Below are 13,373 nucleotides of genomic sequence, written 5' to 3' on the forward strand. Positions count from 1 at the left end.
TTGTGGCACACCTGACACTTCACTGCTGTGTCTCGGACAACCATTTCTCCCAGTCGTCGAACGCACGCGCAGCAGGTCGTTGCCCCGACTCGCATCCCTTCACCATCACAATCTCGCGCCCCGGCGCTCTCACGGCCACCACTCGACCACCCTCGACGACGATTGGACGGAACATGCCGTTCTTCGCCGGACAGATCAACGCCTCCCCGGCCTCGTCCGTCAGGCAGGAACGGTCCCTGTAGCCGACATGTAGCTCATCAAATGAAGGAAGAGCGTGCATCGCCTCCGCCTCAGCGCGGAAGTCTTCCACGAGATCTGCGAGATCTGCGCGAGCCAGACCGCCTCCATATTCTGCAAGAGGAAGGCCGACACTCTCCCCCGCCACACGCGCTCCAGCCAACGCTCGACGTGCCTCGGTGAGAGTCAGCCCGGTCCATCTAGCCAGGTCGGCCTCGTCGATGGGACCGTGTCCCCAAGCGTAACGCGCTGCCAAGACCGCGAGGGCTTCTTCGTGCCCGGACTCTCCCTTCGCGACCCCGGGGGCGGCCGGAAGTGAGCGCGCGTCAACGATCAGATGCTCACCCGCGCGCACAGGCCCGGCGGTGAGCACACCATCCAAATGCAGGCGCATGATGAGGTGGCGACGCCGCAGACCTGTTTGTGAAGAAGACGCCGTCACAGTGTCGATCCCACTGCTCTCCCACGCATTCACCAAATCCGCACGGCTCACTCCCAGGGGTGAGGTCTCCAGCAGGTCACACGTAACCTGTGCCGCACGTTCGACGAGAGCATCGGTGAGGCCCAGAGAAAGCGCCTGGCGTTCCCACGCCGCACGCCGGTGGCGCAGCAGCCGGCGCAGCCAATGGTGGTCGCGGGCGCTCGTGACGTGAACGGTGCCGCGCATCGGCCAGGAGCGAACCAGCTCACCACGTGCGAATGATTCCTCGACGCGAGCGCGCGACACTCCCGTGCAGCGCACGCCAATCGCCCATGGGATCGCACTCGCTTGCTGACCTTGCAGTGCCAGCAGGTTCTCGACGGCATCCAGCGGTGAGCGCGCCGCAGTCGCCGAGACTAGGCCCTGGGCAACGATTCGCCCGAGGCTCGCCCGCCGAGAAAGCACCATCAGAACAGTCGTGACTCGGGGTCGTCCACCCCGCGCATCGCGTCGTAGTCCAGGACCACGCAGCGGATACCACGATCTTCGGCGAGAGTGCGCGCCTGCTTCGTGATCTCCTGGGCAGCGAAGATTCCGGTCACGTCGCCGAGGAGAGGATCGCGCCCGAGCAGCGCCAAATAGCGCGTCAGCTGCTCGACGCCGTCGATGCCGCCGCGGCGCTTGACCTCGATCGCCACGTGAGCGCCGTCGGCGTCGCGCACCATGAGGTCCACCGGCCCGACGGGCGTTGGGAACTCGCGGCGTACCAGCTCCCAGCCCTCGCCGAGGATCTGGGGCACCTGCTCGGCAAGAAGCTCCTGAAGGTGCGCCTCGACGCCGTCCTTCACGAGGCCGGGGTCCACTCCGAGATCCTCAGATACGTCCGCGATGACCTCGTGGATGCGGATAATCAGTTTGTCATCCGTCTTGTCGGCCTGAACCGTCCAGACCTGCTCGACGCCCTCCTCGTCTTCGCCGGGCTCCCCCGTGGAGACCGTGCAGGGAGCGGTCATCCAGTTCAGAGGCTTGTAAGAACCGCCTTCGGAATGAATGAGAACCGAGCCGTCCCCCTTGAGCATGATGACGCGCTTGGCGGGATCCAGGTGGGCACTCAGACGACCGGAATAATCAACGGTGCAAGTAGCAATAACAATACGCACCCCGCGAGCTTACCAATCCTGCTCAGACCAGGCGCGGAGGACCGGACTCCACCCAGGAGACCAATCCGTTATATGTCAAGCGTTCCACGGCGACCTCGTAACGATGCTCACCGTACGCCAGGCGCACCTCGACGACGGAACCGTCGGCCGAGTGCGCGATCGGTGCCGAGACCTCCATACCTCGACGCGGGATCGAATACACCGGCTTGAAAGTAAATCCCACCAGCCGATACCAGGAGAGTTCCTCGACGCCATACACGCCGATGCCGGCCGTCCACCCCGAATGAACGTCCGGGCGCGACCAACAGCGGAACGCACCCAAACGCGAAACGATCCTGCGGGCGCGCACATTCATGTACACCCACAGGACCGCCCCGACACACGCGAGGAGAACCGCGCACCAGATCACAATTGTCATCAGGCTCATGAGGTCCTCCTCGCGTTGCGTCGAATTACTGTTCTGTCACTGTAGCGTGATCAGCCACGACCGTGACGAAATCGGAGTCGACTGAGGCGAATCCCCCAGTGACCTGGAAAGACACGACCTCGTCGGAGCATGTCACCGTCACAATGCCCTCGCCCATCTGGGAGAGCAACGGCTGACGCCCAGGCAGCACACCCAGGCTTCCGTCCACCGTCGGCAGCTGAACCGACAACGCGGCGCCGTGCCACAGCCGTCCCTCATGAGAGACGACCTCGACCTGCAAGGACTTACCCGATGCCATCAGGCTTCCTTGGCCAGCTCGTGGGCGTTGCGCTCCAGATCGTCGATGCCACCGCAGTTGTAGAACGCCTGCTCCGGCACATCGTCGTAGTAGCCCTCGGCGATGCGCTTGAACGCCTCGATGGTCTCCGACAGCGGCACGGTCGAGCCGGGCACGCCCGTGAACTTCTCGGCCATGTACATGTTCTGGGACAGGAACTGCTCGATGCGGCGCGCACGCGCGACGGTGACCTTGTCGTCCTCGCTCAGCTCGTCGACACCGAGGATGGCGATGATGTCCTGCAGTTCCTTGTTCTTCTGCAGGATGGCCTTGACGTGCGTGGCGACGTCGTAGTGCTCGCGGCCGACGAGGGCCGGGTCAAGGATACGCGAGGTCGAGGCCAGCGGATCCACGGCGGGGTAAATACCCTTGGCAGCGATCTCACGGGAAAGCTCGGTCGTCGCATCCAGGTGAGCGAAGGTCGTCGCCGGAGCCGGGTCGGTGTAGTCATCGGCGGGGACGTAGATCGCCTGCAGCGAGGTGATCGAGTGACCGCCAGCCGAGGTGATGCGCTCCTGGAGCAGACCCATCTCGTCGGCCAGGTTGGGCTGGTAACCCACAGCGGAGGGCATACGGCCCAGCAGCGTGGAAACCTCGGAGCCCGCCTGGGTGAAGCGGAAGATGTTGTCGATGAACAGGAGGACGTCCTGATGCTGAACATCGCGGAAGTACTCCGCCATGGTCAGGCCCGTCAGGGCGATGCGCAGACGCGTGCCCGGCGGCTCGTCCATCTGGCCGAAGACGAGGGCAGTCTTGTCAAAGACGCCCGCCTCTTCCATTTCGCCGATGAGGTCGTTGCCCTCACGGGTACGCTCGCCGACGCCGGCGAACACGGAGACGCCGCCGTGGTCCTGGGCCACGCGCTGGATCATCTCCTGGATGAGGACGGTCTTACCGACGCCCGCACCGCCGAAGAGGCCGATCTTGCCACCCTGCACGTAGGGGGTCAGCAGGTCGATGACCTTGATGCCGGTCTCGAACATCTTGGTGCGAGCCTCAAGCTGGTCGAAGGCCGGGGGCTGACGGTGGATCGGCCAGCGCTCGGTCACCTCGAGTGTCTCACCCTCTTCGAGGTTGAGCACGTCGCCGGTCACGTTGAAGACGTGGCCCTTGGTGACGTCGCCGACGGGTACGGTGATCGGCGCGCCGGTGTCGGTGACGGGGGCGCCACGCACGAGGCCGTCGGTGGGCTTGAGCGCAATGGTACGCACGAGGTTGTCACCGAGGTGCTGGGCGACCTCGAGTGTCATCGTGAAGGTCGACTCGCCCTCGCCCTGGCCAGCCAGGTTCACGTCAACGGTCAGCGCGTTGTACAGCGGCGGGATGCGGTCCGGGGGAAACTCGACATCGACGACAGGGCCGACGACGCGGGCGACGCGTCCCTCGGCAATTGCATGTGTATCAGTCATGGTGTTACTCCGTGTCTCGAAGGGCTTAGCTCGCGTTAAGAGCGTCGGCCCCGCCCACGATTTCGGTGATTTCCTGGGTAATTTCCGCCTGGCGGGCCGAGTTCGCCAGACGCGTGTACTTGGTGATGAGCTCGTTCGCGTTGTCCGTTGCGGTGTGCATGGCGCGCTGGCGTGATGCAAGCTCAGACGCCGCAGACTGAAGCAGCACGTTATGGATACGAGCCTGAACGTACATCGGCAGCAGCGTGTCCAGTACCGCCTCCGCAGACGGGATGAACTCGTACTCGGGCTGGGCCGAGGACGGGTCGTCCGCAAAGCCTCGTTCTGTCGCGCGCTCCGAATCCGACTCGGGGGCATCAACGACCGTCAGGGGCAGCATCTGGCGCACCTCGGGCACCTGACTCATGACGGTCTTGAAGCGCGTGTACACGAGGTGCAGCGCGCCAACGCCCGTATCCGGGTCCGGGTCCAGGAAACGCTCGAGCAAGATGGTCGCCATCTCGCGCGCGGTCTCGGGAGACGGCGAATCCGACTCACCTTCCCACTCGCGTTCGATCGCGACGCCGCGGAAGCGGAAGTACGCCGAGGCCCTGCGTCCAAAGGTGTACAGAACGGGCTGGTAGCCGTGTTCACGCAGGTCCGCGATGAGCTTCTCCGACTCGCGCAGGATGGTCGCCGAGTAGGCTCCGGCCATACCGCGATCCGATGCCACGACCAGGACGGCGACGCGACTGGTGTCCTCGCGTTCCTCGGTCAGCGGGTGGTCGAGGTCCGTATGGACCGCGACCGCCGCGACCGCCTGTGTCAGGGCCTTCTCGTAAGGCCCTGCCTCGGTGGCAGCGCGCCGCGCCGCGCCAATGCGAGACGCAGCGATCATCTCCATGGCGCGGAAGACCTTCGCGAGCGTCGTCGTCGAGGCGATACGCTGCTTGTAGATCCTCTGCTGTCCACCCATCGCTTAGGCCTTCTCGCTCGTGCGACCGCGCGAGATCTCCTCGCGGGTACGCTCAGCCACGACCTCGCCGTCCTCGAGTTCGGCGGTGCCACGTCCGGCGCTGATCCACTGGTGGTGGAACTCCTCGACGGCGTTCTTCAGTGCTTCCTCCGTCTCGGAGGAAAGGTCACCGGTCGCCGCGATCGTGTCGAGCACGGTCGAGTTAGCGTGGAGGTGGTCAAGCAGGCCACGCTCGAAGCGCAGGACGTCCTCGACCTCGATGTCATCGAGGTAGCCCTTAGTGCCCATCCAGATCGAGGCGACCTGGTCTTCCATCGCGTAGGGCGTGGACTGGGGCTGCTTGAGGAGCTCCATGAGGCGCTCGCCGCGGGTCAGCTGACGGCGGGTCGCAGCATCCAGGTCGGAGGCAAACATGGCGAAGGCTGCCATCGAGCGGTACTGCGCGAGCGTCAGCTTGAGCGTACCGGCGACCTTCTTCATGGCCTTGGGCTGGGCCGCGCCGCCAACACGGGACACGGAGATACCCACGTCGACGGCGGGGCGCTGGTTCGAGTTGAACAGGTCGGACTGCAGGAAGATCTGGCCGTCGGTGATCGAAATGACGTTCGTCGGGATGTAGGCCGACACGTCGTTCGCCTTGGTCTCGATGATCGGCAGACCCGTCATCGAACCGCCACCCAGGGCGTCCGACAGCTTCGCGCAACGCTCCAGCAGGCGGGAGTGCAAGTAGAAGACGTCGCCGGGGTAGGCTTCACGGCCCGGCGGGCGACGCAGCAGCAGAGACACCGCACGGTAGGCCTCGGCCTGCTTGGACAGGTCGTCGAAGACGATGAGAACGTGCTTGCCCTGGTACATCCAGTGCTGGCCGATGGCCGAACCCGTGTAGGGGGCCATGTACTTGTAGCCGGCGGGGTCCGAGGCCGGGGAGGCGACGATGGTCGTGTACTCCATGGCACCGGCGTCCTCAAGCGTGGAGCGCACAGAGGCGATGGTCGAACCCTTCTGGCCGATCGCCACGTAGATGCAGCGCACCTGCTTGTTCGGGTCGCCGCTCTTCCAGTTCTCACGCTGGTTGAGGATTGTGTCGAGCGCGATCGCGGTCTTACCGGTCTTGCGGTCACCGATGATGAGCTGACGCTGGCCGCGGCCAACCGGGATCATCGAGTCGATGGCCTTCAGGCCGGTGGCGAGGGGCTCGTGGACGCTCTTACGCGCCATAACGCCGGGGGCCTGCAGTTCGAGCGCGCGACGCCCGTCCAGGTCCGTTATCTCGCCGAGTCCGTCGATCGGCCGGCCGAGGGGATCGACCGTGCGGCCAAGGTAGCCGTCACCGACGGGGACGGAGAGGACCTCGCCCGTGCGATGCACGACCTGGCCCTCTTCGATGCCGCCGAAATCACCGAGGACAACGGCGCCGATCTCACGCTGGTCGAGGTTCATGGCCAGGCCCAGCGTGCCGTCCTCGAAACGCAGCAGCTCGTTCGCCATGGTGCCGGGCAGGCCCTCGACGTGCGCGATACCATCGGCCGTTTCAATGACGTGACCCACCTCTTCAGTGGCCACGTCCGCCGGACGGTAGGACTCCATAAAGGAGTCCAGTGCTCCGCGGATTTCCTCCGGGGAGATGCTGAGGTCAGCCATGAGGATTCCTAACTTGGTAAAAGAAATAAATGTGTGTTCGGGAGGTGCTAGCTGGCGATCGCGTCGCGCGCTGCACTGATTCGGCTGGCCAACGAGGCGTCGATGGCGGTCATGCCCGCGCGCAGGCGGAAGCCGCCGATGAGCTCAGGATCGACCGAGATCGCCAGGTCAACGGGCGTGCCGTAGCGCTTCGTCAGGATCGTGCGCAGGCGCTCGACCTGCGCGTCACTCATCGGCGAGGCCGTGGCGACCGTAACGAAGAGGCGGTCCTGCATGGTTGCGGCCCACTGGGCGTAGCGACGCAGGTTGTGCAGCAGGCGACCGTGATTCGATCGGCCGACAGCACGACGCACAAGGCGCATCGTCCAGACGCTGATGCGCTCCCCAAAAAGCTTGGTTGCGAGATCCCCGCGCTCGTGAGAGTTGCCCTTCGACTTATCCGACAGGCGCACACGAACCTCGCGGTTGTGTGCCAGGAAGTAGCGGACCTGGAACAGCTCCTCGCGGACCTGATCGAGGCTGTCGTGAGCACCCGCAGCGTTGAGCACGCCCAGAATGCCGAGCACCTCAAGAGCATCTGCGACGTCCGCCGGGTGACTCCAGTGGTCGGCAACGACGGCATTCGCGACGGACATCGTCGCTGCCGTGACGTGGGAGCCGAAGGCGCCGGACAGCAAACCCTGCTTATCTGCGACCGACCGCGCCGGGTCGGTCGCTGCACGCGCGAGACGAGTGTTCTCCTTGAACAGGTCGGCCAGGCCGAAAAAATCCTCGGCGACCCGCATTGCATCGGTACCGGGCGAAGCTAGCACCGCCGCCAGGTCCTTCGCAAAGGGGACGGACTCGATCGTGCGCATCTGTGTCATCGCTTCTCCTCGACCAGCGCGCTGTCGGCCTCGAGCTCATCTAGGAAACGATCAACCACTCGCGAAGTCAGAGCCGTATCGGTGAGCTGCTCACCGATGATCTTCTCTGCCAGCTCGGAGGCGAGCAGCCCCACCTCGGAACGCAGGGAGATCTGCGCAGCCTGCTTCTCGGCGAGGATCTGACGCTCGGAGGCCTCAAGGATCCGGTTAGCCTCGCTGGTGGCCTCGTGACGGGCGGCGGCGACGATGGCCTTCGCTTCGTCGTTGGCGCGTTCACGAATGGTGTGAGCTTCGGCGTGAGCCTCGCGGATAATCTCCTCGCGCTCGCGTGCAGCGGCGGCCTGATCGGCCTTCGCTTGCTCGGCGGCACCGAGGCCCTCCTCGATCGCGGCGGCGCGCTCGTCCATCGTCTTATAGATGCGAGGCAGAGCGTAGCGTCCAACGAGGAGGAGGACGATAAGCAGAACGAGAGCCGACCAGAAAATCTCGTACAGCGGCGGCAGGATGACGGCGAGGCCGCCGACCTCCTGGTCCGCAGCGGCGACAATCTGGTGCATGGCGATCACTTAACGATGAGCGGCAGAACGAAGCCGATGAGGCCGAGGGCCTCGACCATGCCGGCACCGATGATCATGTTGGTGAAGAGACGGCCGGCAACCTCGGGCTGACGGGCGGTCGCTTCCTGGGTCTTGCCGACAACCATGCCGATGCCGAGGGCGGGGCCCAGGGTGGCGAGGCCGTAGCCGATGTAGGCGAATGCTGCGGTTCCCATAGTGGTTTCCTTCTGTTAGTAACGCCGGATGGCGTTGGGGTCAGTGATGTTCGACGGAAAGCTTGATGTAGACGGTCGAAAGGATCGTGAAAATGTAGGCCTGGAGCAGGGCGACGAAGACCTCGAAGCCAGTCATCACGAACATGGCGATGCCGGTGAGGCTGGCTGCCGCGGACAGGACAGAGAGCTCGTGAAGCATGACGGCGGTACCGAAATAGGTCATACCCAGAAGGAGGTGACCCGAGATCATATTGCACAAAAGACGCAGGGTCAGCGTGACCGGGCGAACGACGAAGTTCGACAGGAACTCGATGGGCGTGATGAGCACGTACATCGGGATCGGCAGGCCGGAGGGAAACAGTTGGGCGGCGAAGAAACCGCCGACACCCTGCTTGGCGATGCCCGCACCGATAAAGGTCACGTAGGTGATGAGCGCGAAGACCATCGGGACGGCCACGACGGAGGAAGCCGCGATGTTGATGCCGGGGATGATGCCTGCGATGTTCATCGCGAGCACGCCGAAGAACAGGAAGCCGATGAAACCGGAGAACTTACGTCCGGTCTTGGGGCCGAGCATGTCGAGGGCAACGTTGTCACGCACGTAGCCGGCAAGCCCCTCGATGACCATCTGACCACGAGTGGGCACCAGCTTCGGCTTGCGTGCCACGGCCACGAGAATGAGCGAGACGAGCAGGCCCATGATGACGCGGGCGAGCGTCAGTCGGTTGAACTCGAAGAAGGTACCGTCGCCGAAAATAACGGTCGGGAAAAAGTCCTCAAGCGCAGGCTGGTGGGGATGCTGAGTGAACGCGGGGTATGCGGTCAGCGCGATGATGATAAGAAGGATCGCGAGGCTCACCCAATACCAACGTGGCTTGGACGCGGTCCGGCGAGCAGGCGCGTGATCGGACACGGAATGTGCCTCCTTCATCTCAACTCCATTGGTTATCATCTGCTGCGCGAGCAACTCGGACCATTCTATACAGAGATGGGGCTGTCGAGCGCGCGCAAGGGTTACTCGGTGTCGGCGGGCGCGTCTACGTTCATCGTGCGCTTGCGCATCATGACCACCATCTCAACGCTCGAGGACACGATGATCGCCACGATCGTTGCAATTGCAGCAATGCGAACGTCGACACCGAAGGCGCGCGGAAGGTAGAGCCCGAGGGCGAGCAACCCGATCTTCGCGGCGTATCCGCCGCTGACCCACCCGATAAAATGAGAGGGCGAGCGCAGAGCACGCGACGTGAAGAACCACTGTGCGGCACAGATGATGATGATCATGACGACGGCGAGTAGGTAGCTCATGCGTAATTCTCCTCGTGGGCGGCGTCTTCCTTGGGGAACTCACGGGTGGTAACGGCCACGCCACAGGCAGATGCGATGATGGCAACAAGCGCGACCCGCCACCACTCGAACACAAGGAGGCCGACCGCGGGGATGCACACGATCGCGGTCCACATCCACAGAATCGCAACGACGCCCCGGTGGGAATGGCCCGCGACGAGCAGACGATCGTGGAAGTGTGAGCGGTCCGCGACGAAGGGGCTCTTGCCTCGACTCATGCGTCGAATTGAGGTGACAACTAGGTCGAGCACGGGCATGAAAATAACGGACAGCGGCAGGATGAGCGGCAGCGCGGACACGATCATCTGCTGGCGTCCGAGCAGCGTCGGGTCGATCTTTCCGGTGACGATGATGCCTGCCGACGCCAGGACGAGGCCCATGGTCTCCGCTCCCCCGCCCATCATAATCGAGGAGGGGTGGAAGTTGAACCACAGGAATCCCGCGCACACTCCGAGCAGCGCGATAACGATGAGGCTGGCGGTCGTCGCGTAGGAGGCGGAGCCCATGAGTCGGGTGATGATATAGGAGTAGACGAAGAAGGATCCCGCACCGATCGCGATCATGCCGGAGGCCAGCCCGTCGAGTCCGTCGATGAAATTGACGGCGTTCATGATCCCGACAATAAAGAAGACGGAGACGAAGAGCCACAGGCGCGACGAGCCCAGCGTGATGCCGAAGATGGGGAACGAGGCGAGCTGGACGCCACCGAAGGCCATGCCGCCCGCAATCAGAACTTGCCCGCCGAGCTTGGCCATCCAATCCAGCTCGATAATGTCGTCGACGATGCCCAGCAGGCACATCGCACCGGTGCCGGCCATGACGGCCCATGGAACCGTCGTCGTGAACAGCGGTGCCATGTAGGGGATGCGCGAGGCGACGAGCATCGTCACGATCAGCGCAATTGTCATCGCTACGCCACCGAGGCGCGGAATCGGCGTCTTTTGAATGTCGCGTCCACGCACTGGCGGCAGAATCTTAAAGCGCAGGCACGCCCAGCGCACCGCCGGCGTCAGCAGAATCGTCAGGGCCATCGCGATGGCGGCCAGCAGCAGGTAGACCTTCACGGCGCGCTGCCCTCCACGGGTGCAATCGGCACCGCGGCCGCTTCCCTAAGGTCGGCGAGGGAGATCGTTCCCAGGCGCAGCGCGCGGGGCTCGTCGTGAGCGAAGTCCACGATGGACGAGGCCGTGGATCCCGCAGTGGGGCCACCGTCCAGGTAGGCGGAGACGCGAGTGCCGAAGTAGCCGATGGCCTGGCGAACCGAGGTGGCCGGAGGCTGCCCGGTCAGGTTCGCCGAGGTGACGGCCATCGGGCCGAAGGAGTTCAGGAGGGACAGGAGGGCATCCTGGTCGGGCATGCGCACGCCGATCGTTCCGCCGGTCTCACCCAGATCCCACCCGAGGTCGGGACGGGCGCGGAGAATGAGGGTCAGTCCGCCGGGCCAGAAGGTGCGTGCGAGAGCGCGGGCGGCCTCGGGGACGCCAACGCACAGGGAATCGATCGAATCGACGGAAGCGACGAGCACGGGAGGAGGCATCTGTCGGCCTCGTCCCTTGGCGGCGAGGACGGCGGCCACAGCAGCCGGATTGGCTGCGTCGCAGCCGATTCCGTAGACCGTATCCGTGGGCACAACCAGTATTCCGCCGTCGCGCAGCTCGTCGACCGCGCGCTCGAGGTCGCGACGCCCGAGAGCGGGAGCAGCGCTCAGAATCGTTTCAGTGCTCATCGGTGTCATTGTGTCACGGATGTCGTGGGCTTCGTCGATTGGGGTGCTCGGGCTCGCAGGAAGCGCGGGCGACCCGTCAGGTCGGGAAGAGTCGACACGTCGACGAAACCGGCCGCACTGGCGTGGTCGCGCAGGAGTGATTCCTGGCTCGGAGAGTGCTCCATGAGGAGGGTGCCGCCGGGACGCAGCAGCGTGAGGGCACGGCGCATGATCCGCACCGGAATCTCGGTACCGTCGGGGCTACCTCCGTACAGGGCAACGTGGGGGTCGGCGCTCGCCTCGGGTTGCGTGGGCATTTCGTCCAGGGGAACGTAAGGGGGATTCGTGACGATGATGTCGACCATGCCATCAAGGTGCGACAAGGTGGCGTCCCGTGTGGCGTCCGCGCGCTCCAAATGAACTCCACGTGCAGCTAGTAGGTCGCGGTTGCGACAGGCCAGAGCGAAAGGATCCGCTTCCTTCTCGACGGCCCACACCTCTGTGGACACCGACTCGAGGGCGACAGAAAGGGCGATAGCACCCGACCCGGTGCACAGGTCAACCACGCGCGCCTCTCCTCGCTCACGAACGACGGCACCGGCCTCGTCGATGGCCAGTCCCGCAAGGACTTCGGTTTCGGGGCGAACGACGAACACGCCGGGCATCGACTGAAGGGTCAAAGAACGAAAGAACATGCGTCCAGTCACATGTTGCAGCGGGATTCGCAGGGCTCTCTCCCCTACCGCCGAGCGCAGCTTCTGGGCCTGTTCCTCCGTTAATTCCGCGGGAAGCTCCCACTGGGAGGAGACATCGCATGCCCACTCAAGTAGCTCGCGCATATCCGCTTCGACGGATTCGGTCCCCGCGTCGCCCAGGCGCTCGCGCACCCAGGATCGCGCCTCATTCAACGTCCACGCACCCATCTCGCTGCCCGTCATGACTGCGCGGCGGCGGCCAGGCGCTCGGCCTCATCGGCTTCCTGCAACGAAGCGATGACGGCGTCGAGCGCGCCCGACAGGACAGCATCCAGGTTGTGAGCCTTGAAGCCGGTGCGGTGATCCGCGATGCGATTCTCCGGGAAGTTGTAGGTACGAATGCGTTCCGAGCGATCCACGGTACGCACCTGGGAGAGCCGCTGGGCCGAGGCCTCGGCTTCCTTCTTCGCTCGGGCCTCCGCGGCCAGGCGCGAAGCGAGGACACGCAGCGCGGCCTCCTTGTTTTGAAGCTGCGACTTCTCGTTCTGCATCGACACGACGATCCCCGACGGGATGTGCGTGATGCGCACGGCGGAGTCCGTCGTATTGACCGACTGGCCGCCGGGGCCGCTCGAACGATAAACGTCGATGCGCAGATCGTTCTGATCGATGACTATTTCCTCGTCGTCCTCGATCTCCGGCATGACGAAGACACCGGCGGCGCTGGTGTGGATGCGTCCCTGTGATTCGGTGACGGGCACGCGCTGCACGCGATGTACGCCGCCCTCATACTTCAGGTGAGCCCACACGCCCTCGTCGGGGGCAGGAGTGCCCTTCGCGCGGATCGCGAGGGTGATGTCTTTATAGCCGCCCAGCTCGGTGTGCGTCGCGCTCATCTCGGTCACACTCCACCCATGGGCCTCGGCGTAGCGGCCGTACATGCGCGCCAGGTCGGATGCAAACAACGCGGATTCTTCTCCCCCCTCGCCGGCCTTGATCTCAAGAATGACGTCCATCGCGTCCTCGGGGTCGCGGGGAGCCAGGATCTTGACGAGGGCCTCGTGGGCCGCCGCTTCCTCCTCTTCGAGGGAGGGAATCTCATCGGCGAAGGATCGGTCCTCCACGGCCAGCTCGCGGGCCGCCTCCAGGTCACCCGAGGCGGACGAGAGTCGATCGGCGGCTGCCTTCACGCGGCCGAGCTCAGCGTAGCGACGTCCCACGCGGCGCATCAGCTGCGGGTCCGCCAGCGTCTGAGGGTCCGCCATCTGCGCCTCGACCTGCTCGTATTCCTCGAGCAGCGGGCCCAGGGCGCCGAGCTCATCCGTCGCGGCCACTATTCACCACATCCTTTGATCCATACAGTTGACAAAGCGGCGGCGCCGTCGGCCGTCAGGCCAACGA

At 64.5% G+C, this 13,373-nt stretch carries 16 protein-coding genes; all 16 read right to left on the reverse strand.

Going from position 1 to position 13,373, the window contains the following annotated elements; all coding sequences use genetic code 11:
* Nucleotides 1–19 precede the first annotated feature (19 nt).
* On the reverse strand, nucleotides 20–1,126 hold the full coding sequence (locus tag RDV55_RS00730) for a DNA glycosylase AlkZ-like family protein (protein WP_111822992.1): 1,107 nt from the start codon (nucleotides 1,124–1,126) through the stop codon (nucleotides 20–22).
* Nucleotides 1,126–1,818, reverse strand: coding sequence for an endonuclease NucS (gene nucS, locus RDV55_RS00735; protein WP_111822991.1), 693 nt, complete (start codon nucleotides 1,816–1,818; stop codon nucleotides 1,126–1,128). The genes RDV55_RS00730 and nucS overlap by 1 nt, the downstream gene beginning before the upstream one ends.
* Nucleotides 1,819–1,840: 22 nt before the next feature.
* The gene (locus RDV55_RS00740) at nucleotides 1,841–2,245 is read right to left on the reverse strand and encodes a DUF2550 family protein (RefSeq protein ID WP_111822990.1); all 405 of its coding nucleotides are present in this window, start codon (nucleotides 2,243–2,245) and stop codon (nucleotides 1,841–1,843) included.
* 25 nt (nucleotides 2,246–2,270) lie between these two features.
* Nucleotides 2,271–2,543 (reverse strand): F0F1 ATP synthase subunit epsilon, encoded by a 273-nt coding sequence (locus tag RDV55_RS00745; protein WP_111822989.1) that lies wholly within the window; start codon nucleotides 2,541–2,543, stop codon nucleotides 2,271–2,273.
* Nucleotides 2,543–3,991 carry a F0F1 ATP synthase subunit beta gene (gene atpD, locus RDV55_RS00750; protein WP_111822988.1) on the reverse strand — a complete coding sequence of 483 codons (1,449 nt, stop codon included), beginning with the start codon at nucleotides 3,989–3,991 and terminating at the stop codon, nucleotides 2,543–2,545. The genes RDV55_RS00745 and atpD overlap by 1 nt, the downstream gene beginning before the upstream one ends.
* A 25-nt stretch (nucleotides 3,992–4,016) precedes the next feature.
* On the reverse strand, nucleotides 4,017–4,946 hold the full coding sequence (locus RDV55_RS00755; RefSeq protein WP_111822987.1) for a F0F1 ATP synthase subunit gamma: 930 nt from the start codon (nucleotides 4,944–4,946) through the stop codon (nucleotides 4,017–4,019).
* A gap of 3 nt (nucleotides 4,947–4,949) precedes the next feature.
* Nucleotides 4,950–6,587, reverse strand: a complete 1,638-nt coding sequence (atpA, locus tag RDV55_RS00760) for a F0F1 ATP synthase subunit alpha (RefSeq protein WP_111822986.1) — start codon at nucleotides 6,585–6,587, stop codon at nucleotides 4,950–4,952.
* Between the two features lie 47 nt (nucleotides 6,588–6,634).
* Nucleotides 6,635–7,453 carry a F0F1 ATP synthase subunit delta gene (locus RDV55_RS00765; protein WP_111822985.1) on the reverse strand — a complete coding sequence of 273 codons (819 nt, stop codon included), beginning with the start codon at nucleotides 7,451–7,453 and terminating at the stop codon, nucleotides 6,635–6,637.
* Nucleotides 7,450–8,010, reverse strand: a complete 561-nt coding sequence (gene atpF / locus RDV55_RS00770; RefSeq protein WP_111822984.1) for a F0F1 ATP synthase subunit B — start codon at nucleotides 8,008–8,010, stop codon at nucleotides 7,450–7,452. The genes RDV55_RS00765 and atpF overlap by 4 nt, the downstream gene beginning before the upstream one ends.
* A gap of 5 nt (nucleotides 8,011–8,015) precedes the next feature.
* Entirely contained in the window at nucleotides 8,016–8,225 is a 210-nt protein-coding gene (gene atpE / locus RDV55_RS00775) for an ATP synthase F0 subunit C (RefSeq protein ID WP_111822983.1), read from the reverse strand.
* Between the two features lie 40 nt (nucleotides 8,226–8,265).
* Nucleotides 8,266–9,156 (reverse strand): F0F1 ATP synthase subunit A, encoded by an 891-nt coding sequence (gene atpB / locus RDV55_RS00780; protein ID WP_174703782.1) that lies wholly within the window; start codon nucleotides 9,154–9,156, stop codon nucleotides 8,266–8,268.
* Between the two features lie 83 nt (nucleotides 9,157–9,239).
* Nucleotides 9,240–9,533 carry a hypothetical protein gene (locus RDV55_RS00785; protein WP_111822982.1) on the reverse strand — a complete coding sequence of 98 codons (294 nt, stop codon included), beginning with the start codon at nucleotides 9,531–9,533 and terminating at the stop codon, nucleotides 9,240–9,242.
* The gene (locus tag RDV55_RS00790) at nucleotides 9,530–10,636 is read right to left on the reverse strand and encodes an MraY family glycosyltransferase (RefSeq protein WP_111822981.1); all 1,107 of its coding nucleotides are present in this window, start codon (nucleotides 10,634–10,636) and stop codon (nucleotides 9,530–9,532) included. Before RDV55_RS00790 ends, RDV55_RS00785 begins: the two co-directional genes overlap by 4 nt.
* Entirely contained in the window at nucleotides 10,633–11,307 is a 675-nt protein-coding gene (locus RDV55_RS00795) for an L-threonylcarbamoyladenylate synthase (RefSeq protein ID WP_111822980.1), read from the reverse strand. The genes RDV55_RS00790 and RDV55_RS00795 overlap by 4 nt, the downstream gene beginning before the upstream one ends.
* Nucleotides 11,304–12,215, reverse strand: coding sequence for a N5-glutamine methyltransferase family protein (locus tag RDV55_RS00800; RefSeq protein ID WP_111822979.1), 912 nt, complete (start codon nucleotides 12,213–12,215; stop codon nucleotides 11,304–11,306). The genes RDV55_RS00795 and RDV55_RS00800 overlap by 4 nt, the downstream gene beginning before the upstream one ends.
* On the reverse strand, nucleotides 12,212–13,306 hold the full coding sequence (gene prfA / locus RDV55_RS00805; protein ID WP_111822978.1) for a peptide chain release factor 1: 1,095 nt from the start codon (nucleotides 13,304–13,306) through the stop codon (nucleotides 12,212–12,214). Before prfA ends, RDV55_RS00800 begins: the two co-directional genes overlap by 4 nt.
* Between the last annotated feature and the right edge of the window lie 67 nt (nucleotides 13,307–13,373).

Source organism: Schaalia odontolytica, assembly GCF_031191545.1.
Classification (GTDB): Bacteria; Actinomycetota; Actinomycetes; order Actinomycetales; family Actinomycetaceae; genus Pauljensenia; species Pauljensenia odontolytica.

Excerpts from the sequence above, each read along its gene's own strand:
- atpD (WP_111822988.1), bottom strand. The coding sequence starts at position 3,991 with ATGACTGATACACATGCAATTGCCGAGGGACGCGTCGCCCGCGTCGTC.
- RDV55_RS00795 (WP_111822980.1), bottom strand. The coding sequence starts at position 11,307 with ATGACACCGATGAGCACTGAAACGATTCTGAGCGCTGCTCCCGCTCTC.
- RDV55_RS00800 (WP_111822979.1), bottom strand. The coding sequence starts at position 12,215 with ATGACGGGCAGCGAGATGGGTGCGTGGACGTTGAATGAGGCGCGATCC.
- RDV55_RS00765 (WP_111822985.1), bottom strand. The coding sequence starts at position 7,453 with ATGACACAGATGCGCACGATCGAGTCCGTCCCCTTTGCGAAGGACCTG.
- atpA (WP_111822986.1), bottom strand. The coding sequence starts at position 6,587 with ATGGCTGACCTCAGCATCTCCCCGGAGGAAATCCGCGGAGCACTGGAC.
- RDV55_RS00755 (WP_111822987.1), bottom strand. The coding sequence starts at position 4,946 with ATGGGTGGACAGCAGAGGATCTACAAGCAGCGTATCGCCTCGACGACG.
- atpB (WP_174703782.1), bottom strand. The coding sequence starts at position 9,156 with ATGAAGGAGGCACATTCCGTGTCCGATCACGCGCCTGCTCGCCGGACC.
- RDV55_RS00740 (WP_111822990.1), bottom strand. The coding sequence starts at position 2,245 with ATGAGCCTGATGACAATTGTGATCTGGTGCGCGGTTCTCCTCGCGTGT.
- RDV55_RS00745 (WP_111822989.1), bottom strand. The coding sequence starts at position 2,543 with ATGGCATCGGGTAAGTCCTTGCAGGTCGAGGTCGTCTCTCATGAGGGA.
- RDV55_RS00785 (WP_111822982.1), bottom strand. The coding sequence starts at position 9,533 with ATGAGCTACCTACTCGCCGTCGTCATGATCATCATCATCTGTGCCGCA.
- atpF (WP_111822984.1), bottom strand. The coding sequence starts at position 8,010 with ATGCACCAGATTGTCGCCGCTGCGGACCAGGAGGTCGGCGGCCTCGCC.
- RDV55_RS00730 (WP_111822992.1), bottom strand. The coding sequence starts at position 1,126 with ATGGTGCTTTCTCGGCGGGCGAGCCTCGGGCGAATCGTTGCCCAGGGC.
- atpE (WP_111822983.1), bottom strand. The coding sequence starts at position 8,225 with ATGGGAACCGCAGCATTCGCCTACATCGGCTACGGCCTCGCCACCCTG.